The sequence below is a fragment of the Brevirhabdus sp. genome (assembly GCF_052826345.1).
On sequence record NZ_JBRBUA010000128.1, the window covers coordinates 1 to 19,423 of the forward strand.

Genomic DNA, 19,423 nt, shown 5'->3' on the forward strand with positions numbered 1-19,423 from the left:
ACGGCGGATCCTCGCATCTGCCGATCAAGGTCAACCCGGCCGGCGTGATCCCGGCGATCTTCGCCTCTTCGCTGCTGCTGCTGCCCACGACGATCGCGACATTCTCGGGCAATTCCACCAACCCGGTGATGTCGACGCTGCTGGCCTATTTCGGGCCCGGCCAGCCGCTTTACCTGCTGTTCTTCACCGGCATGGTCGTGTTCTTCACCTACTTCTACACCGCCAATGTCGCCTTCAAGACCGATGACGTGGCCGAGAACCTGAAGAACCAGAACGGGTTCATTCCGGGCATCCGCCCCGGCAAGCGCACCGAGGAATATCTGGACTACGTGGTCGCGCGCATCCTGGTGCTGGGCTCCGCCTATCTGGCGCTGGTGACGCTGCTGCCGGAGATCCTGCGCAGCCAGCTGGCGATCCAGTTCTACTTCGGCGGCACCTCGGTGCTGATCGTCGTGTCGGTTACGATGGACACCATCCAGCAAGTGCAAAGCCATCTGTTGGCGCATCAATACGAAGGACTGATCGAAAAGTCGCAACTTCGCGGTAAGCGGCGTGGTAAAAAAGGGACAGCCAGACGATGAACATCATTCTTCTCGGCCCGCCGGGCGCCGGTAAAGGCACACAGGCGAAAATTCTGGTCGAAGAGAGGGGCATGATCCAGCTGTCTACCGGCGACATGCTGCGCGAAGCCAAGGAAAGCGATACCGAGATGGGGCGCCGCGTCGCCGAGGTCATGGCGCGTGGCGAGCTGGTGACCGATGAGATCGTGATCGGTCTGATCGAGGAAAAGCTGACCGGCGACAACGGCGGCGGGCTGATTTTCGACGGGTTCCCGCGGACGCTGGCGCAGGCCGATGCCCTGGGCGAGCTGCTGGAGAAGAAGGGCGCCGCGCTGGATGCGGTGATCGAGATGCGCGTGGACGACGAGGCGCTGGTCGCGCGTGTGTCGGGCCGGTTCACCTGTGGCAACTGCGGCGCGGTCTATCACGATGAAACCCGTCCCACCAAGGTGGCGGGCGTCTGCGACGTCTGCGGGTCGCACGATCTGAAACGGCGCGCCGACGACAACGCCGAGAGCCTCAAGCAGCGGCTGATGGAATATTACAAGAAGACCTCTCCGCTGCTGGGCTATTATTATTGCAAGGGCAACCTGACCGGGGTGGACGGGCTCAGCGACATTCCCGTCGTGGCAGCGCAGGTCAAGGAAGTTCTTGACAACCTGTGAATCCGGTCTTGACCCGGTGGTCAAAACGACCTAGTTCACGCCATCCCGTTAGGGGAATCGGTGGAATTCCGCCGTCCCGCCTTCGGTGGATAATCAGTTATGACGTGGCCCGCTGGCAGCTGCCTCGGGCCGTCGTTGTGAGAAAAGGTTCTGGAGCTACGGAACCGCAACGAAAGGAAAGTGACACGTGGCACGTATTGCTGGCGTAAACATCCCCACGGGAAAGCGCGTTCCCATCGCCCTGACCTACATCACCGGAATCGGCCCCTCCTCGGCCCGCTCGATCTGCGAAGCTGTCGGCATCGACGGCACGCGCCGGGTCAACGAGCTGTCGGATGCCGAAGTGCTGCAAATCCGCGAGCATATCGACGCGAACTTCACCGTCGAGGGCGATCTGCGTCGCGAAGTGCAGATGAACATCAAGCGTCTGATGGACCTGGGCGCCTACCGTGGCCTGCGCCATCGCCGCAACCTGCCTGTCCGCGGCCAGCGGACCCACACCAACGCTCGTACCCGCAAAGGCCCCGCGAAGGCCATTGCCGGCAAGAAGAAGTAAGGGAGGGTCTGATCAATGGCACGCGATAAGACACGCACGAAGAAAAAAGAACGCAAGAACATCGCCACCGGCGTGGCGCATGTGAACAGCTCGTTCAACAACACCAAGATCCTGATCTCCGATGTGCAGGGCAATGCGATCGCATGGTCCTCTGCCGGCACGATGGGCTTCAAGGGCAGCCGAAAATCCACACCCTACGCGGCCCAGATGGCGGCAGAGGATGCGGGCAAGAAGGCGCAGGACCACGGCGTCAAGACGCTGGAAGTCGAAGTGCAGGGCCCCGGTTCGGGCCGCGAATCCGCGCTGCGCGCCCTGGCTGCCGTCGGCTTCAACATCACGGCGATCCGTGACGTCACGCCGATCGCCCACAACGGCGTTCGCCCGCCGAAGCGTCGCCGCGTCTGATCTATCCAAATTCGGGCTGCGTGGTTTCGCGCGGCCCGATTCCGTCTTTTTGAACCTCGGGCGTTCTCGGACCCGGATCCTTACCGAGAACACGAATGGAGGCGACACATGATCCATAAAAATTGGCAAGAGCTGATCAAGCCGACCCAGCTTGACGTCAAACCCGGCAACGACCCCACGCGTCAGGCGACCGTGATCGCCGAACCGCTGGAGCGCGGCTTTGGCCTGACGATGGGCAACGCGCTGCGCCGCGTGCTGATGAGCTCGCTTCAGGGTGCCGCCATCACCAGTGTGCAGATCGACAACGTGCTGCATGAGTTCAGCTCCATCGCCGGGGTCCGCGAGGATGTGACCGACGTTGTGCTGAACCTCAAGGGCGTGGCGATCCGCATGGAAGTCGAGGGGCCCAAGCGGCTGTCGATTTCCGCCAAGGGTCCGGGCATCGTGACGGCGGGCGACATTTCCGAAAGTTCGGGGATCGAGGTTCTGAACAAGGACCACGTGATCTGTCACCTCGACGAGGGCGCCGATCTGTTCATGGAACTGACGGTCAACACCGGCAAGGGCTATGTCTCGGCCGACAAGAACCGCCCCGAGGATGCGCCCATCGGCCTGATCCCGATCGACGCGATCTATTCGCCGGTCAAGAAGGTCAGCTATGACGTGCAGCCCACCCGCGAGGGGCAGGTGCTGGACTATGACAAGCTGACGCTGAAACTCGACACCGACGGCTCGCTCAGCCCCGACGACGCGGTGGCCTTCGCCGCGCGCATCCTGCAGGATCAGCTGTCGATCTTCGTCAACTTCGACGAGCCCGAGGCCGCCCGCACGCAGGACGACGACGACGATCTGGAGTTCAACCCGCTGCTGCTGAAGAAGGTCGACGAGCTGGAGCTTTCGGTCCGGTCCGCGAACTGCCTGAAGAACGACAACATCGTCTATATCGGCGATCTGATCCAGAAGACCGAAGCCGAGATGCTGCGCACCCCGAACTTTGGCCGCAAGTCCCTGAACGAGATCAAAGAAGTGCTCTCGGGCATGGGTCTGCATCTGGGCATGGACATCGTCGACTGGCCGCCCGACAACATCGAGGAACTGGCCAAGAAATTCGAGGATCATCTCTGATCCCGAGGCGGTCCCGGCCCAGCGGCCGGGGACGCGCCCCGCATCCGGGCAATTCCGCCCCAAGGAGAGCGGCCCACAACGCATGGGACCGCCGGACAAAGCAAAACCAGGAGTTTAGACAATGCGTCACGCAAGAGGTTACCGCCGCCTGAACCGGACCCACGAACATCGCAAGGCGCTGTTCGCGAACATGGCCGGTTCGCTGATCGAACATGAGCAGATCAAGACCACGCTGCCCAAGGCGAAGGAATTGCGCCGGATCATCGAAAAGATGATCACGCTGGCAAAACGCGGCGATCTGCATGCCCGCCGTCAGGCCAATGCCCAGCTGAAGCAGGACATGCATGTCGCCAAGCTGTTCGACGTGCTGGGGCCGCGCTACAAGGAGCGTCAGGGCGGTTACGTCCGCGTGCTGAAGGCCGGGTTCCGCTATGGCGACATGGCGCCGATGGCGATCATCGAATTCGTCGACCGCGATGTCGATGCCAAGGGCGCCGCTGACCGCGCCCGCGTCGAGGCCGAGGAAGCCGCCGAGGCGTGATCCGAGGCCCCCGCCGGGACCAGGCGGGGCCGCGACAGAATTTCCAGAAACCCCGGTGCCGCGCGCCGGGGTTTCTCGTATTCCGGGGGGTGGCGCGGCGACGGATTGCGCTTTTCCCGCCCCCCTCGCACGGGTAGCTTTCGCTTATGGCTGATCTTTTCGATACCGGCGCCGCGGCGCCCGCCCGGGCCTCCGGCAGCGCGCCACGCCCGCTGGCCGACCGGCTGCGCCCGCGGGCGCTGGCCGAGGTCATCGGCCAGCCGCAGGTGCTGGGCCCCGAGGCGCCGCTGGGCGTGATGCTGGCTTCGGGCAGCCTGTCGTCGCTGATCTTCTGGGGGCCGCCCGGCGTGGGCAAGACCACCATCGCGCGGCTGCTGGCGGATGAAACCGATCTGGCCTTCGTGCAGATCAGCGCAATCTTTTCCGGCGTCGCCGAGCTGAAGAAGGTGTTCGAGGCCGCGCGGATGCGGCGCGGCAACGGGCAGGGGACGCTGCTGTTCGTCGATGAGATCCACCGTTTCAACAAGGCGCAGCAGGACAGCTTCCTGCCGCATATGGAGGACGGCACGATCCTGCTGGTCGGTGCGACGACGGAGAACCCCTCGTTCGAGCTGAACGCCGCGCTGCTGAGCCGCGCGCAGGTGCTGGTGCTGGAGCGGCTGTCGCTGGCGGATCTGGAGCGGCTGGCCCAGCGGGCGGAACGCGAAATCGCCCGGCCCCTGCCGCTCGACGGGTCTGCCCGCGACGCGCTGCTGGAAATGGCCAATGGCGACGGGCGCAGCCTTTTGAACCTGATCGAACAGGTTGCCGCATGGAAAACCGACGCCAAGCTTGATCGCGACGCCCTGTCCAGGCGACTGACGCGCCGCGCCGCGAAATACGACAAATCCGGCGATGAGCATTACAACCTGATCTCGGCGCTGCATAAATCGGTGCGCGGGTCCGACCCGGACGCCGCGCTTTACTGGTTCGCGCGGATGCTGACGGGCGGCGAGGATCCGCGCTATCTGGCGCGGCGCATCCTGCGCATGGCGGTGGAGGACATCGGGCTGGCCGACCCGCAGGCGCAGACCGTCTGTCTGCACGCCTGGGAGACCTACGAAAGGCTCGGCAGCCCCGAGGGAGAGCTGGCGCTGGGGCAGGCGGTCAGCTATCTGGCGCTGGCGCCCAAGTCGAACGCGGGCTACGCCGCCTTCAAGAACGCGATGCGCGCGGCGAAAAAGACCGGGTCGGAACCGCCGCCCAAGCATATCCTGAACGCGCCTACCGGGTTGATGAAGGAACAGGGCTACGGCGAAGGCTATGCCTATGACCACGATGCCGAAGACGGATTTTCCGGGCAGAACTATTTCCCCGAGGGGATGAAGCGCGGCGTCTATTACCTGCCGGTGGAGCGCGGCTTCGAGCGGGAGCTGAAGCGCAGGCTGGACTATTTCGCCAAGCTCCGCGCCAAGCGGCAGGACGGTTGACAATGTGCGATGCGGGCATGAGGTAGGCGCGATGATCTGGACCCTTCTACAAGTAGGCATCGGCGGCGCGCTGGGGGCGATGGCCCGCTATCTGACCGGCGTGGCCACGATCCGCGGCTTTGGCCCCGGCTTTCCTTGGGGAACGCTGACGGTGAACATTCTGGGCTCCTTCCTGATGGGTGCGCTGGTCGTGGCGCTGGCGATCAAGGGCGGCACGCGGTTCAGCCCCTTGCTGATGACCGGGCTGCTGGGCGGGTTCACCACGTTTTCGGCCTTTTCGCTGGATGCGATCACGATGTGGGAACGCGGGCAGGCGGCGCTGGCGGGGATTTACGTGCTGGCGTCGGTGACATTGTCGCTGATCGCGATCGGCGCTGGATTGATGATGGCAAGGAGCGTGCTGACATGAGCGCCGTGCAAATGCTGACCGTCGGTACGGATGAGGCCGAACAAAGGCTGGACCGCTGGTTCCGCCGCAATTTTCCGCACGTCAGCCAGGGCAAGATCGAAAAGCTGTGCCGCAAGGGCGAGATCCGTGTCGATGGCGGGCGGGTCAAGGCGGCGTCGCGCATCGCGCCGGGCCAGGTGGTGCGCGTGCCCCCCTTGCCCGATGAGGCCGACACCCGCGAACGCTCCGCCGCGTCTCGCGTCACCGATGCCGACGCCGAGATGATCCGCGCCTGCGTGATCTATCGCGACGACCACATCATCGCGCTGAACAAGCCGCCGGGCCTGCCGGTGCAGGGCGGCAGCAAGCAGACCCGCCATGTCGATCAGATGTCGGACGCGCTGCGCTTTGGCTATGACGAGAAACCGCGGCTGGTGCACCGGCTGGACAAGGACACCTCCGGCGTTTTGCTTCTTGCGCGCACGCAGCGGGTGGCGGGGGCGCTGACGGCGGCGTTTCGCGCGCGCGAGACGCGCAAGATCTACTGGGCCGTCGTCGCGGGGGTGCCGCATCCGCGCATGGGTACGGTGCGCTTCGGGCTGGTCAAGGCGCCGGGGCATGGCGCCAGGGGCGAAGGCGAAAAGATGCTGTGCATCCATCCCGGCGCGGTCGACGCCACCCCCGACGCCAAACGCGCCACCACCGATTACGCAGTGATGACCACGCTTGCCAAACGCGCGGCCTGGGTGGCGCTGGTGCCCGTCACCGGGCGCACCCACCAGCTGCGCGCGCATATGGCAGAGCTGGGCCACCCGATCGTCGGCGACGGCAAATACGGCGGATCGGGGCAGGAAAACCAGGGCGACGGCTGGGGGGCGCAGCTGGGCGGCGAGGTCAGCCGGAAGCTGCACCTTCATGCGCGGTCCCTGACGCTGCGCCACCCGGAAACGGGCGCGCAGCTGCATCTGACGGCGCCCCTGCCCGAACATATGGCCCGCACCTGGGAAATGGTCGGCTGGGACGCGCGGGATGTGCCCGTCGACCCCTTCGACGAGGAGGAGGCATGACGGCGCGGGACGACACGCCTTGCCTTATCCTCTTCGATGTGGACGGCACGCTGGTGGACAGCCAGCTGCATATCATCGGCGCGATGCGCGCGGCGTTTGCGGCTGCGGGCCTGCCCGCTCCGCAGGATGAGGCGATCCGCTCGATCATCGGCCTGTCGTTGTCGGAGGCGATGCTGGTGCTGGCCCCGGAGGCCGACAGCGAAGCCCTGGTGGAGAACTACCGCAATTCCTTTGCCCGAACCCGGATGTCCGATCCGGCATCGGCCCTGACGCCGCTCTACCCCGGTGCGCTGGCTGCTCTGGACCATTGCCGGGGCGTGGATCACTACGTGCTGGGCATCGCCACCGGCAAATCTCGGCGCGGATTGACGCATCTGATGGAAAGCCATGCCCTGGCGGATTATTTCGTGACCACGCAGGTGGCCGACGATCACCCCAGCAAGCCGCATCCCTCGATGGTGTTGCGTGCGGCCGCGGAAACCGGAATCGACATGGGGCGCGTGCTGATGATCGGCGACACCAGCTATGACATGGCGATGGGCCGGTCGGCCGGCGCGCGCACGCTGGGCGTCGCCTGGGGCTATCACGGCGTCGATGCGCTGCACGCGGCCGGGGCGGAGGCCGTGATCGACCGCTACGAGGATCTGCCCGACGCAATCGCAAGTATCTGGGCATCGACATGAGCGAATGGACACCGAAACGCTTCTGGAAGGCGGCCGATATCGTGGCCGAGGGCGATCGCTGGCACGTCACCCTTGACGGCCGCCGGGTCAAGACGCCGCTGAAGCAGACGCTGCACCTGCCCACGCGGGCGATGGCCGATGCCGTGGCCGAGGAATGGCAGGCGCAGCAGGATGTGGTGCGCCCGGATACGATGCCCGTCACCCGTTCGGCCAATGCCGCGCTCGACAAGGTCGTTCCGCAGCGCGCGGAGGTCGCCGCGATGCTCGCGGAATATGGTGCCACCGATCTGCTGTGCTACCGCGCGGACACCCCGGAGGAGCTCGCGCAACGCCAGAGCGCGGCCTGGGACCCGCTGTTGCAGTGGGCGGAGGCGACATTCGGCGCGCGGTTGCGGCCGACCGTGGGCATCGTGCCGGTCGCGCAGCCCGATGCCGCGGTTGCGCGCCTGTCGGCCCAAGTCGAGGCGCTGAGGCCCTATTCCCTCACGGCGATGCACGATCTTGTGTCCCTTTCGGGGTCGCTGGTTCTGGGGCTGGCCGCGATGCACGATCTGCGCCCGGTCGAGGAGATCTGGCAAATCTCGCGAATCGATGAGGATTGGCAGATCGAGCAATGGGGTCATGACGCGGAGGCCGCGGCCCTCAGCGCGGAAAAGTTTCAGGCATTTCAACACGCCTACAGGTTTTTGAAACTTTCGCAAACGCATTGAGCCACCGATCCGCGGGTGCTCGGGACGGAGAGCGCGGAAGCGAGACATATAGATTTTCGGCAAGGCACGGGCATGGCTGGAAAATTTAATCAAATGTTCAATTACGCAGCGCAACCTGGGCTTTGGTCTCTTGACCTGCGCTATCATTTTTGACCTAACTTGGTGCCATTGAGGGGATACAACCTTCAAGGTAACGCCCTCCGGCCCTTGAAAAGGTCGAAAAATCTGTCCCGAGCGGCAGAAACATCAGGAAGAGGTAAATATGAAATCTACGGTTATTCTTGGCGCAGCAACGATTGCCACCTTCGTGGCAGGTTCGGTGGCGGCGGCGACGCTTGACGATGTCAAATCGCGCGGCAAGCTCAACTGCGGCGTGACGACCGGACTGGTTGGCTTTGCGGCACCCGATGCGAACGGCAACTGGGAAGGCTTTGACGTCGGCGTCTGTCGCGCGGTCGCCGCGGCGGTGCTTGGCGACCCGCAGGCCGTCGAATTCACGCCCACCACCGGCAAGACCCGCTTCACCGCGCTGGCCTCGGGCGAGATCGACACGCTGGCCCGCAACACCACCTGGACCTTTTCACGCGACGTCGACCTGAAATTCACCTTCATCGGGGTGAACTACTACGACGGTCAGGGCTTCATGGTGCCCAAGGAGCTGGGCGTGACCTCCGCCAAGGATCTCGACGGCGCCACCGTCTGCATCCAGACCGGCACCACGACCGAGCTGAACCTGGCCGATTTCTTCCGCTCCAACAACATCAACTATGAGCCCGTGCCGATCGAAACCAACGCCGAGGCGCAACAGCAGTACCTGGCCGGTGCCTGCGACGTCTACACCACCGACGCCTCGGGTCTGGCCGCGACACGCGCGACGTTCGAGGACCCTTCGGTGCATGTGATCCTGCCCGAGATCATCTCGAAGGAGCCGCTGGGGCCGCTGGTCCGTCACGGCGACGACCAATGGGCCGACATCAACCGCTGGGTGCTGAACGCGCTGATCGCGGCGGAAGAGCTGGGCGTGAGCTCCGCCAACATCGAAGAGCTGTCCAAGGGCACCAACAACCCGGAGATCAACCGTCTTCTGGGCACCGAGGGTAACCTGGGCGAGATGCTGGGCCTGAGTGCCGACTGGGCCAAGAACGCCATCATGGCGGGCGGCAACTACGGCGAGCTGTTCGAAAAGAACATCGGCGAATCCACCCCCATCGGCCTGGCACGCGGGCTGAACGCGCAGTGGACCAACGGCGGGCTGATCTATTCGCCCCCCTTCCGCTAAGTTCCGACCAAGCGAAGGGCGCCGAATTCGGCGCCCTTCTGCCATACACCAATAATAAAAGCAGCAATGACCCAGGACGGACCGGCCCAACCGGATCGCGGGTATTTTGCGATAGGGAAAACGGGGCTGTACGCGATGACTGTACTTACCGACCCGCCGAAGGAGTCGTTCCGGCTCTCCATGCTGATCTACGATACCCGCTATCGCTCGCTGACCATCCAGGCCGTGGCGATCATCGGGTTCCTGGCCTTGCTGGCCTGGCTGGTCAGCAACACGGCGCAGAACCTGGCGGCCCTCGGCAAGCCGATCGATTTCGGCTTTCTGACCGAACCCGCCGGTTATGACATCAACCAGCGCCTGATCGATTACACCTCTCAGTCTTCGCATCTGCGGGCGGCCTTCGTCGGGCTGCTGAACACATTGCTGGTGGCCGCCCTGGGCTGCGCGCTGGCGACGATCCTGGGGGTTATCATCGGCGTGCTGCGGCTGTCGAAGAACTGGATCATCTCGCGCCTGATGACGGTCTACATCGAAGGATTCCGCAACGTGCCGGTCCTGCTGTGGATCGTGTTCTTCATGGCGATCCTGATCGAGACGCTGCCCGCGCCGCGCGACTTCAGGGGCGACACGCCCGATGCGTCGATGTTCCTTTTCGACTCGGTCGCCATCACCAACCGCGGCGTTTACGTGCCCGAGCCGCTGTTTTCCCGCGGGCTGGGCGATTTTTCGGTTTTTGGCGCCTTTAACATCAGTATCGAACTTATCGCGCTGCTGATCGTGCTGGGGCTGGGGATCTGGGCCGCCGCGCGGGTCAAGACCCGCGCCGACCGCATCCAGGCCGCGACGGGCACGAGGCCCACCACCTGGTATCTGCGTGCCGCGCTGATCGTGCTGCCGCCGGTGCTGCTTTTGTGGGCTCTGGGATTCTATCTGGGCTATCCGGCGCTGAAGGGCTTCAACTTTCAGGGCGGCACCTACATGCGCAATTCGTTGATCGCGCTATGGCTGGCGCTGTCGCTATATACCGCGGCATTCATCGCCGAAGCGGTGCGCGCGGGCATCCTGTCGGTCAGCCGCGGCCAGACCGAGGCCGCCTATGCGCTGGGGCTTTCCCCCAACCGCACGATGAACATGGTGATCCTGCCGCAGGCGCTGCGGGTGATCATCCCGCCGCTGATCTCGCAGTATCTGAACCTGACCAAGAACTCCTCGCTCGCGATCGCGGTGGGGTACATGGACATCACCGGCACGCTGGGCGGCATCACGCTGAACCAGACCGGACGGGAGCTCGAGTCGATCCTGCTTCTGATGCTGGTCTACCTTGCCATTTCGCTGAGTATTTCGACGGTGATGAACTGGTACAACAATCGTGTGAAGTTGGTGGAGCGGTAGGATGAGCGATACACATCAGGAAACCGTCCTCTACGTACGGGACACGATGCTGCCCGAACAGGAGCCGCCCGTCACGACAAGCGGCCCGCTGGGCTGGATGCGCAGCAACCTTTTCTCGGGGTGGTTCAACACCCTCATGACGATCGCCGGGGTGATCGTGGTCTATCTGGTGCTGGCGGCCGTGCTGCCCTGGATGCTGCAATCGAGCTGGACCGCCAATTCCCTCAGCGAATGCCGCGACCAGATCGCCGCCGCCTACGGCCAAGGCACCACCGGCGCCTGCTGGGCGGTGATCCGGGAACGCTATCTGCAACTGATCTACGGATTTTACCCCTCAGACCTTTACTGGCGGCCGAACCTCACCTTCGTCCTGCTGCTGGTCGCCGTCGCACCGATCCTGTTCGGGCGCGTGCCGAGGGTGCTGTTGTGGTTCAGCGCGATCTATCCCTTCGTCGCCGCCTGGCTGATGTGGGGGGGCAGTGTCTGGACGCCGCTCATGGCGCTGTTCGGTGTCGTGCTCGGCTATGGCACTTTTGTCCTGGCCAGCCGTTTCAGCGGCGCGCTGGTCGCCGTGATCGGGGCGATGCTGGTGCCGGTGCTGTGGTGGATCTTTCTTGCTGGGCAGGCGGCCACCGACCTTCAGTCGCTGATCCCGATGGCGCTGGAACCCGTCGACAGCCGCAACTTCGGCGGCTTCATGCTGTCGATCACCATCGGGGTGACGGCCATCGCCGCCTCGCTGCCGCTGGGCATCGTGCTGGCGCTGGGGCGGCAGTCGGATCTGATGATCGTCAAGTCGCTTTGCGTGGGCTTCATCGAGTTCATCCGCGGCGTGCCGCTGATCACGCTGCTGTTCGTGGCCTCGACCCTGCTCAACCTGTTCCTGCCGCCGGGCACGAATTTCGACATCATCTTGCGGGTGATGATCATGGTGACGCTCTTTGCCGCCGCCTATATGGCAGAGGTCATCCGCGGTGGTCTGGCCGCCCTGCCCAAGGGCCAGTACGAGGCCGCCGACGCGCTGGGGCTGGATTACTGGAAGGCGCAGCGGCTGATCATCATGCCGCAGGCGCTGAAGATTTCGATCCCCGGCATCGTGTCGACCTTCATCGGTGTGTTCAAGGACACCACGCTGGTGTCGATCATCGGCCTGCTCGATCCGCTGGGCCTGTCCAACGCCATCCGGGCCAACGCCGAATGGAACGGCATCGTGTGGGAGCTTTATGGCTTCATCGCGCTGATGTTCTTCGTCTTCTGCTTCTCCATGTCCCGCTATTCCATGTATCTGGAGCGCAAGCTTCAGACCGATCATCGCTGAGGGAGATCGCCTATGTCTGATCTTGCAACCAATACCAACGCCGCGCGCGGCCAGATGCAGGTGAGCGACGAGATCGCCATCGAAATCGCCGAGATGAACAAGTGGTACGGCACCTTCCACGTGCTGCGCGACATCAACCTGACGGTGAATCGTGGCGAGCGGATCGTGATCTGCGGGCCTTCGGGGTCCGGCAAGTCGACGCTGATCCGCTGCATCAACCGGCTGGAGGAACACCAGGCCGGGCGCATCGTCGTGGACGGGATCGAGCTGACCTCGGATCTGAAGAACATCGACAAGATCCGGCGCGAGGTCGGCATGTGCTTTCAGCACTTCAACCTCTTTCCGCATCTGACGATCCTGGAAAACTGTACGCTCGCACCGATCTGGGTGCGCAAGACCCCCCGCAAGGAGGCCGAGGAAACCGCGATGCATTTCCTCGAAAAGGTCAAGATCCCCGAGCAGGCCGACAAGTACCCGGGCCAGCTGTCGGGCGGCCAGCAGCAGCGCGTCGCGATCGCGCGATCGCTGTGCATGAAGCCGCGGATCATGCTGTTCGACGAACCGACCTCGGCGCTGGACCCGGAAATGATCAAGGAGGTCCTGGATACGATGATCGAGCTGGCCGAAGACGGCATGACCATGCTGTGCGTCACCCATGAGATGGGGTTCGCGCGGCAGGTGGCGAACCGGGTCATCTTTATGGACCAGGGCCAGATCGTCGAGCAGAACGAGCCGGAAGAGTTCTTCCAGAACCCCCGTTCGGAACGTACGAAACTGTTCCTGAGCCAGATCCTGGGCCACTGAACGGAACGGACGGTACGAAAACATCCGACATGCCGCGCATGTTCGGGGGCCGCCCGCGCAGGGCGGCCTTTTTCACATGTGGGCGTCTCTGTCGGGCGGGTCGGGTCCGGACGCGGGGGCGGGGAAGATCCCGGCCGCTTCAGGCGCCGTCGTCCTCCGCAGGCAGATCGTTCGGAGAGGCGAAGGCAAGAAATCGTCCGGTGCCGGGGCGCAGATCGGCCCAGCTTTCGATGTCGAATGCGACGATGCTCGTCGTGCCGGGGGCATATCGGCCCAGCCGCGAGGGCGCGGGCTGGCGCAGCAGGTTATTGGCCAGCGTCGCGATGCCGGGATTATGGGCGATCAGCAGGGCCACTGGCAGCTGCGGCACCTGACGGATCGCCGAAAGCAACCCGCCCGCGGGCGCGGCATATAGCTTTCCCTCCACCTGCCGCGAACCGATCTGCGCATGTGCCGCAATGCCATCCAGCGTCTCGCGCGTGCGCTGCGCACTCGACACCAGGGCCAGGGGTGCCGGCAGCGCCAGTTCCGCCATCCGGGCGTGCAGCCAGCGACCGACGGCCCGGGCATCGCGGCGTCCGCCCTCGGTCAGCGGGCGGTCGTGGTCGTCGAGACCGCTGCGTGCGGGGACGGCCTTGGCGTGGCGGGTCAGGATCAGCGTCAGGGGCATGAAGGGTGGAACCTTTCCATGTGATAGGCCGATTGGCGCGGGTCGCGCGGGTAGCCTGCGCTTACCGGGCAGGCGCGGCGGGCCAGACAGCCGCCCTGCATGCATGGGCCGTCCGGCCTGCGCGCCAGCAAGTCGTGGCAGGCCGACACGTCGTATCCTTCGCTCGACAGCGCACCCGCCGGACAGCGCGTCAGGCAGGGCCTTGCCGCGCAGCTCAGGCAGGGCCGGGGGGCGCGCGCTTCGCAGGATGCGGGCAGGGCGTGACCCTCGGCAAGCACCAGCGCGCCGCGGTAGGAGACCATCAGACCCGCCCGGTCGTGCACCAGCATTCCGATGGGCGACACCCAGGCCCGCCCGGACCGCAGCGCCCAATCGTGAAACGGATGCCAGGGCGGGCCGCCAAAGGGAAAGACGGCGCGCGCGCCATAGGTGTCGGCGACAGCTTCGAGCACGCGGCGCGACCATCTGTCCATCGGGTCGGGCCGACGGTCGCGCCATTCCGGGGTTGTCTGGAATGCATCCCAGAAACCCGGATCACGCGGGCCGATCAGCACGAGGCTGCCGCGCGACGGCAGACCCGCGACAGGCTCCCCCGGCGTCAGCGCAAAGCCGCCCAGCACGTCGAGGTTCTGCGCGCGCAGGTCCTCCTCAAGCGGGGGCGGGGCGCTCATCTCGACCGGATCAGGGAGCCTGCGCCGTGATCGGTGAAGAGCTCCAGCAGGCAGGCGTTGGGCGCGCGCCCGTCCAGGATGACCACCGCCCGCACCCCGCCGCGGATCGCGTTCAGCGCCGTCTCCGTCTTGGGGATCATGCCGCCCGCGATCACGCCCCGGGCGGTCAGCTCGTCGATCTGCTGGGGGGTCATCTCGGTCAGCACATGGCCTTCGGCGTCCTTCACCCCGGCCACGTCGGTCAGCAACAGCAACCGATCGGCCTTGAGCCCGGCGGCGATGGCGCCCGCGGCGGTGTCGCCGTTGATGTTGTAGGTCTCGCCGCTCCGGCCCATGCCGATCGGCGCGACGACGGGGATGATCCCGGCGGTGTGAAGCTGGTGCAGCACATCGGCGTTCACCTGCGCGGGGTTGCCCACGAATCCCAGTTCGGGTGCGGCCGGGTCGCAGACGATCATGCTGGCGTCCTTGCCCGACAAGCCGACCGCGCGGCCGCCCTGATCGTTGATCGCCTGCACGATGCGTTTGTTGATCAGGCCCGACAGCACCATCTCGACCACTTCGACGGTGGCGGCGTCGGTCACGCGCTTGCCCTTCACGAACTCCGACTTTATGTCGAGCCGCTCCAGCATCTCGTTGATCATCGGGCCGCCGCCATGCACGATCACGGGGTTCACCCCGACTTGCTGCATCAGCACAACATCTCGGGCGAAACTCTCCATCGAAGCGGCGTCGCCCATCGCATGGCCGCCGAACTTGATCACCACGCGCGCGCCGTCATAGCGTTGCAGATAGGGCAGGGCCTGCGACAGGGTGCGGGCGGTGGCGATCCAGTCACGATTCATGGCGGTCTGTTTCTTCATTTCATCTACCTTTGTTGCTCTCCCTGTTACTGCCTTCGCGGGGTACTGCCAAGTGGCGCCCCATTGCGCCGCCCCGCGAATAGGATAGGTTGCACGCGAAACCGGCGGAGCGACCACGGATGAGCCAGGACAGACAGCGCAGCATCGTGTTGACCGGCGCCAGCCGCGGGATCGGTCATGCCACGGTCAAGCGCTTTTCGGCCGAGGGCTGGCGCGTGCTCACCTGCTCGCGCCATCCTTTCGACCCGCGCTGCCCCTGGCCGGGCGGTGAGGAAAACCACATCCAGATCGACCTGGCCGATCCCACCCGCACCATCGAGGCGATCGAGCGCATCCGCGCCAAGCTCGACGGGCGGCTCGACGCGCTGGTCAACAACGCGGGCATCTCCCCCAAGGGCGAGGGCGGCGCGCGGCTCAACAGCATCGACACCGACCTGCGCACCTGGGGGCAGGTGTTCCACGTCAACTTCTTCGCCCCCGTGGTACTGGCGCGCGGGCTGAAGGAAGAACTGGCGGCGGCGGGCGGATCGGTGGTCAACGTCACCTCCATCGCGGGCAGCCGGGTGCATCCTTTCGCGGGCGCCGCCTATGCCACGTCCAAGGCCGCGCTCAAGGCGCTGACGCGCGAGATGGCGAATGACTTCGGCCCGATGGGCGTCCGCGTCAATGCGATCGCGCCCGGAGAGGTCGAAACCTCGATCCTGTCGCCGGGCACCGACCGGATCGTCGCCGAATTGCCCCTGCGCCGCCTCGGCCAACCCGAGGAGGTCGCCTCCACGATCTATTTCCTGTGCTCCGATCAGGGCAGCTATGTGTCCGGTACGGAAATCGAGGTCAACGGCGGCCAGCACGTCTGAACCCGGCGCGCCACGGCTTGCCTCTCATTGTCGTGAAAATATCCCCGCCGGAGGCATCGACCTGCCCCGTCGGCGCCGTCAGGCGAATTGCGCGATCACGCTGCGCAGCTGGCCGATCCCATCGCCGCTTTCCGAAGAGGTGACGATGATCTCGGGATAGGCGGCCGGGTGGCGCGCCAGCACCTTTCGCGTGGTCTCAAGCGCGGCGGCGCGGTCGGCCTGCTTTACCTTGTCGGCCTTGGTCATCACGACCTGAAAGGTCACCGCCGCCCGGTCGAGCAGCGACATGATTTCCTCGTCCACGGCTTTCGCGCCATGGCGGTGGTCGACCAGCACGAAGGCGCGGCGCAAGGTCTGCCGCCCGGTCAGATAGCTTTTCAGCAGCCGCTGCCATTTCGCGACGACATCGACCGGCGCATTGGCATAACCATAGCCTGGAAGATCCACGAGATAGAGCGCATCGGTCAGTGTGAAAAAGTTTATTTCCTGCGTCCGGCCCGGTGTATTCGACGCGCGCGCCAGCGCCCTGCGCCCGGTCAGCGCGTTGATCAGCGTGGATTTCCCGACGTTGGAGCGGCCGGCAAAGCAGACCTCGCCCCGGTCCGCGTCGGGCAGGCCCGACATGGCGACGACGCCTTTCAGGAACTCCGCGCCCGAGGCGAAGAGAAGCCGCGCGCGCTCCAGTTCGGCGGCGTCGGGCTGTTCGGCGATCGGGAATTTCAGGTCCATCGTCTCACTCCGCGATCAGTGTCAGTTCATCGCCGCAGAGGACGTCGCCGGCTGCGATCACGCGGGCATAGACGCCGAAGTGCCGGTGGCCCCAGCCTTGTTGCAGCGCGCCCAGGGTGTCGGCGTCGCGTTCCCCGGTCCGCGGATTGGCGGCGGTGGCCAGGCAGCGCACCACCGGCTCTTCCACCTGCAGGAGAGCGGCACCCAGGCGCAGTTTCCGGCCGATCCAGTCAAGCTCCTGCCAGGCGGGCAGCCCGTCGATCCAGAAGTTTCCACGCCAGCGGCGAATGTCCAGGTCCGGCATGTCGAGGCGATCGGCGACCTGCCGGTGCGTCGACAGGTTCATCAGGCTGACCGAAGGGTAGGGCGTGTCGGTCATGCCGCGCCCGTCCAGCCGGATGACGCGCGCCGATTGTGCCCGGTCATCGGGCAGCAGCGGGCGCGACCAGTCCAGCAGCGCCGCCGCGTCGCGTTCGGGATGAAGGGAGACAGTGTTCAGATCGGGGTGGCGGAAGGTCACCACCTCGGTCTCCTCCTCCAGCGTGCAGGAGATCCCCATCAACCCCGGCGCCTTGGCCCCGCGCGAGAAATTCGCGCTGCGCCCCCAGCTGTTGCCGGCGGTCTTGGCCGCCTCATGTGCGATGGCCCATGTCCGGTCCCAGGGCATCGATTGCCCGGCTTGCAGCGACACGCGCGACAGCGGCTCGCTGCCGTGGGATTTGACTGGATGACGCCAGATCTGGGCCAGCGCGGCGGTCATTTCTTTTCTGTCGACGACTTGTCGCGACTGAAGCTGCGCAGGATGTTGCCGAAGACGTCGGGCTTATATCCCTGGCTGCGCATGATCAGATACTGCTGCGTGAAGGTGATCGTGTTGTTCGCGATCCAGTACAGCACCAGCCCGCTGGCAAACCGGCCGAGCATGAACATGAACACCCATGGCATCCAGGCGAAGATCATCGCCTGCGTCTTGTCGGCGGGCGCCGGGTTCAGTTTCTGCTGCAACCACATGGAAATGCCCAGCAGGATCGGCAGCACCCCGATGGAGGCGATCGCAAGGATCGATTCAGGGCCCGGCGCCGGGTAGGGCAGCAGGCCGAACAGGTTCAGCACCGAGGTGGGATCGGGCGCGGACAGGTCGTGAATCCAGCCGAGCCAGGGCGCGTGGTAAAGTTCGATCGTGACGAAGATCACCTTGTAGAGCGAGAAGAAGATCGGGATCTGCAGAAGGATCGGCAGACAGCCGGAAGCCGGATTCACCTTTTCCTTCTTGTAGAGCGCCATCATCTCCTGCTGGAGCTTCATGCGGTCGTCGCCCGCCTTTTCCTTGATCTTCTCCATCTGCGGCTGGAGTTCTTTCATCTTCGCCATCGACACGTAGGACTTGTAGGCCAGCGGGAAGAGCAGCGCCTTGATGATCAGCGTCAGGCCGATGATCGACCAGCCCATGTTGCCGATCATACTGTTGAGCCAGTGCAGGACGGCGAAGATCGGCTTGGTCAGGAAGAAGAACCAGCCCCAGTCGATCGAGTCGATGAAGCCCAGGATTCCGTCGTTCTTTTCGTAGTTGCGGATGGTTTCCCATTCCTTGGCGCCCGCGAACAGCATCGTGTCGACGCTGGCGGTGCCGCCCGGTGCGACGGCCTGCGTGGGCAGGCGCGCTTCGGTCTGGTAGATGTCCGACGAGGGGACGTATTTGATCACCGACCGGAAGGCTTGCCCCGGCTGCGGGATCAGCGTCGTCATCCAGTACTGATCGGTAAAGCCGATCCAGCCGTTGGTTTCGACATTCAGAACCTCGGCGCGGCCGCCTTCGCGGTTGTCGACGGGAAGTTCCGGCATTTTCTTGTACTTGAGTTCTTCGAGCTTGCCGTCGGACATGCGCACCACGCCCTCATGCAGGATGAAGAAACCGCGGGTCTGCGGCTCGCCGTGGCGCGCGACGATGCCGTAGGGCGCCAGCCGGACCTCTTGTCCGGTGCCGTTTTCGACCGTCTGCGTGACGTTGAACATGTAATTCGCGTCGAGCGCGATCTTGCGGTAGAAAATCAGCCCGTTGCCGTTGTTCCAGCGCAGGGTGATGGGGTTGTCGACCGACAGCGTGTCGCCGCCTTCGGCAACTTCCCAAAGCGTGTTGGCGGAAGGGACATCCTTGAAGTCGAGGTTTCCGCCGGGCGCCCAGCCATAAAGCGCGTAATAGGCGCGCGGGTTGCCGACCGGCGACAGGAGTTCGACGTTTTCCGCGCCGGGGTCCAGGCTGACGGTGTAATCCTTGAGGTAGAGCGTGTCGATGCGCCCGCCCTTGAGCGAGACCGACCCGGCCAGCCGCGGTGTGTCGATGGCCACGCGCGGCGCGTCGGGGGCGGCCGCCGTCTGCACGGGGTCGCCGGCCTCGTCGCCGGCGCCGCCGGTGGGCTGGTCGCCGGTGACGGCGGGGGGCGTCAAGGCGGTCTGCGTGCTGTCGGCCGTGCCGTCCAGCGGCGCCGTCGCCGTGGCGGGGGCATTTGGATCGACGGGCGGATCCTCAGGCGGGAAAAAGATGAACCATACCAGGATCACCAGAAAGCTGAGAGCGGTTGCGAGGATGAGGTTCTTGTTCTGATCGTCCATGCGGGACCAATACCTGTCGATTTGGGGTTGGTGCGGTTCAACCGACTGGGGCCGGAAAGGT

General features: G+C 64.9%; 22 protein-coding genes. 16 read left to right on the plus strand and 6 right to left on the minus strand.

Going from position 1 to position 19,423, the window contains the following annotated elements; genetic code table 11:
- From ACU0BR_RS14795 to ACU0BR_RS14865, 15 genes are all read left to right on the plus strand, one after another.
- On the plus strand, nucleotides 1-581 hold a 581-nt coding region (locus ACU0BR_RS14795), incomplete at its 5' end, for a preprotein translocase subunit SecY (protein WP_446157598.1).
- Complete coding sequence (locus ACU0BR_RS14800; protein ID WP_446157599.1) at nucleotides 578-1,225, plus strand: adenylate kinase; 648 nt, start codon at nucleotides 578-580, stop codon at nucleotides 1,223-1,225. The genes ACU0BR_RS14795 and ACU0BR_RS14800, both read left to right, overlap by 4 nt.
- Before the next feature lie 187 nt (nucleotides 1,226-1,412).
- The gene (rpsM, locus tag ACU0BR_RS14805; RefSeq protein WP_446157600.1) at nucleotides 1,413-1,781 is read left to right on the plus strand and encodes a 30S ribosomal protein S13; all 369 of its coding nucleotides are present in this window, start codon (nucleotides 1,413-1,415) and stop codon (nucleotides 1,779-1,781) included.
- 15 nt (nucleotides 1,782-1,796) lie between these two features.
- On the plus strand, nucleotides 1,797-2,186 hold the full coding sequence (gene rpsK / locus ACU0BR_RS14810; protein ID WP_446157601.1) for a 30S ribosomal protein S11: 390 nt from the start codon (nucleotides 1,797-1,799) through the stop codon (nucleotides 2,184-2,186).
- Nucleotides 2,187-2,294: 108 nt separating this feature from the next.
- Nucleotides 2,295-3,311: a DNA-directed RNA polymerase subunit alpha gene (locus ACU0BR_RS14815; RefSeq protein ID WP_446157602.1), complete on the plus strand. Its 1,017-nt coding sequence runs from the start codon at nucleotides 2,295-2,297 to the stop codon at nucleotides 3,309-3,311.
- A gap of 121 nt (nucleotides 3,312-3,432) precedes the next feature.
- Entirely contained in the window at nucleotides 3,433-3,852 is a 420-nt protein-coding gene (rplQ, locus tag ACU0BR_RS14820; protein ID WP_446157603.1) for a 50S ribosomal protein L17, read from the plus strand.
- Between the two features lie 146 nt (nucleotides 3,853-3,998).
- A complete protein-coding gene (locus tag ACU0BR_RS14825; RefSeq protein ID WP_446157604.1) occupies nucleotides 3,999-5,321 on the plus strand; it encodes a replication-associated recombination protein A in 1,323 nt (440 codons plus the stop codon).
- A gap of 31 nt (nucleotides 5,322-5,352) precedes the next feature.
- Nucleotides 5,353-5,730: a fluoride efflux transporter CrcB gene (crcB, locus tag ACU0BR_RS14830; RefSeq protein WP_446157605.1), complete on the plus strand. Its 378-nt coding sequence runs from the start codon at nucleotides 5,353-5,355 to the stop codon at nucleotides 5,728-5,730.
- Entirely contained in the window at nucleotides 5,727-6,776 is a 1,050-nt protein-coding gene (locus ACU0BR_RS14835; RefSeq protein WP_446157606.1) for an RluA family pseudouridine synthase, read from the plus strand. The genes crcB and ACU0BR_RS14835 overlap by 4 nt, the downstream gene beginning before the upstream one ends.
- Nucleotides 6,773-7,459 (plus strand): HAD-IA family hydrolase, encoded by a 687-nt coding sequence (locus ACU0BR_RS14840; RefSeq protein ID WP_446157607.1) that lies wholly within the window; start codon nucleotides 6,773-6,775, stop codon nucleotides 7,457-7,459. Before ACU0BR_RS14835 ends, ACU0BR_RS14840 begins: the two co-directional genes overlap by 4 nt.
- The gene (locus tag ACU0BR_RS14845) at nucleotides 7,456-8,169 is read left to right on the plus strand and encodes an ATP12 family chaperone protein (RefSeq protein ID WP_446157608.1); all 714 of its coding nucleotides are present in this window, start codon (nucleotides 7,456-7,458) and stop codon (nucleotides 8,167-8,169) included. Before ACU0BR_RS14840 ends, ACU0BR_RS14845 begins: the two co-directional genes overlap by 4 nt.
- 262 nt (nucleotides 8,170-8,431) lie before the next feature.
- On the plus strand, nucleotides 8,432-9,448 hold the full coding sequence (locus ACU0BR_RS14850; RefSeq protein ID WP_446157609.1) for an amino acid ABC transporter substrate-binding protein: 1,017 nt from the start codon (nucleotides 8,432-8,434) through the stop codon (nucleotides 9,446-9,448).
- 135 nt (nucleotides 9,449-9,583) lie between these two features.
- Nucleotides 9,584-10,840 (plus strand): amino acid ABC transporter permease, encoded by a 1,257-nt coding sequence (locus ACU0BR_RS14855; RefSeq protein ID WP_446157610.1) that lies wholly within the window; start codon nucleotides 9,584-9,586, stop codon nucleotides 10,838-10,840.
- A gap of 1 nt (nucleotide 10,841) precedes the next feature.
- Nucleotides 10,842-12,158: an amino acid ABC transporter permease gene (locus ACU0BR_RS14860; protein ID WP_446157611.1), complete on the plus strand. Its 1,317-nt coding sequence runs from the start codon at nucleotides 10,842-10,844 to the stop codon at nucleotides 12,156-12,158.
- 12 nt (nucleotides 12,159-12,170) lie between these two features.
- Nucleotides 12,171-12,962, plus strand: coding sequence for an amino acid ABC transporter ATP-binding protein (locus tag ACU0BR_RS14865; RefSeq protein ID WP_446157612.1), 792 nt, complete (start codon nucleotides 12,171-12,173; stop codon nucleotides 12,960-12,962).
- A 139-nt stretch (nucleotides 12,963-13,101) separates the two neighbouring features.
- On the opposite strand, the gene ACU0BR_RS14870 is transcribed toward ACU0BR_RS14865, so the two are convergent.
- From ACU0BR_RS14870 to argB, 3 genes are read right to left on the minus strand one after another with little or no spacing between them, the layout of a single operon-like run.
- Entirely contained in the window at nucleotides 13,102-13,632 is a 531-nt protein-coding gene (locus ACU0BR_RS14870) for a SixA phosphatase family protein (protein ID WP_446157613.1), read from the minus strand.
- Nucleotides 13,623-14,303 carry a ferredoxin gene (locus tag ACU0BR_RS14875; protein WP_446157614.1) on the minus strand — a complete coding sequence of 227 codons (681 nt, stop codon included), beginning with the start codon at nucleotides 14,301-14,303 and terminating at the stop codon, nucleotides 13,623-13,625. Before ACU0BR_RS14875 ends, ACU0BR_RS14870 begins: the two co-directional genes overlap by 10 nt.
- Entirely contained in the window at nucleotides 14,300-15,166 is an 867-nt protein-coding gene (argB, locus tag ACU0BR_RS14880; protein ID WP_446157615.1) for an acetylglutamate kinase, read from the minus strand. Before argB ends, ACU0BR_RS14875 begins: the two co-directional genes overlap by 4 nt.
- A 119-nt stretch (nucleotides 15,167-15,285) precedes the next feature.
- Here argB and ACU0BR_RS14885 point away from each other — a divergent pair, with 119 nt between their 5' ends.
- Complete coding sequence (locus ACU0BR_RS14885) at nucleotides 15,286-16,023, plus strand: SDR family NAD(P)-dependent oxidoreductase (protein WP_446157616.1); 738 nt, start codon at nucleotides 15,286-15,288, stop codon at nucleotides 16,021-16,023.
- Between the two features lie 78 nt (nucleotides 16,024-16,101).
- On the opposite strand, the gene yihA is transcribed toward ACU0BR_RS14885, so the two are convergent.
- The 3 genes from yihA to yidC are packed head-to-tail and all read right to left on the minus strand — an operon-like array spanning nucleotide 16,102 to nucleotide 19,362.
- On the minus strand, nucleotides 16,102-16,752 hold the full coding sequence (gene yihA / locus ACU0BR_RS14890) for a ribosome biogenesis GTP-binding protein YihA/YsxC (RefSeq protein ID WP_446157617.1): 651 nt from the start codon (nucleotides 16,750-16,752) through the stop codon (nucleotides 16,102-16,104).
- A 4-nt stretch (nucleotides 16,753-16,756) separates the two neighbouring features.
- Nucleotides 16,757-17,512, minus strand: a complete 756-nt coding sequence (locus ACU0BR_RS14895; RefSeq protein ID WP_446157618.1) for an MOSC domain-containing protein — start codon at nucleotides 17,510-17,512, stop codon at nucleotides 16,757-16,759.
- Nucleotides 17,509-19,362 carry a membrane protein insertase YidC gene (yidC, locus tag ACU0BR_RS14900; RefSeq protein WP_446157619.1) on the minus strand — a complete coding sequence of 618 codons (1,854 nt, stop codon included), beginning with the start codon at nucleotides 19,360-19,362 and terminating at the stop codon, nucleotides 17,509-17,511. Before yidC ends, ACU0BR_RS14895 begins: the two co-directional genes overlap by 4 nt.
- Nucleotides 19,363-19,423 lie beyond the last annotated feature (61 nt).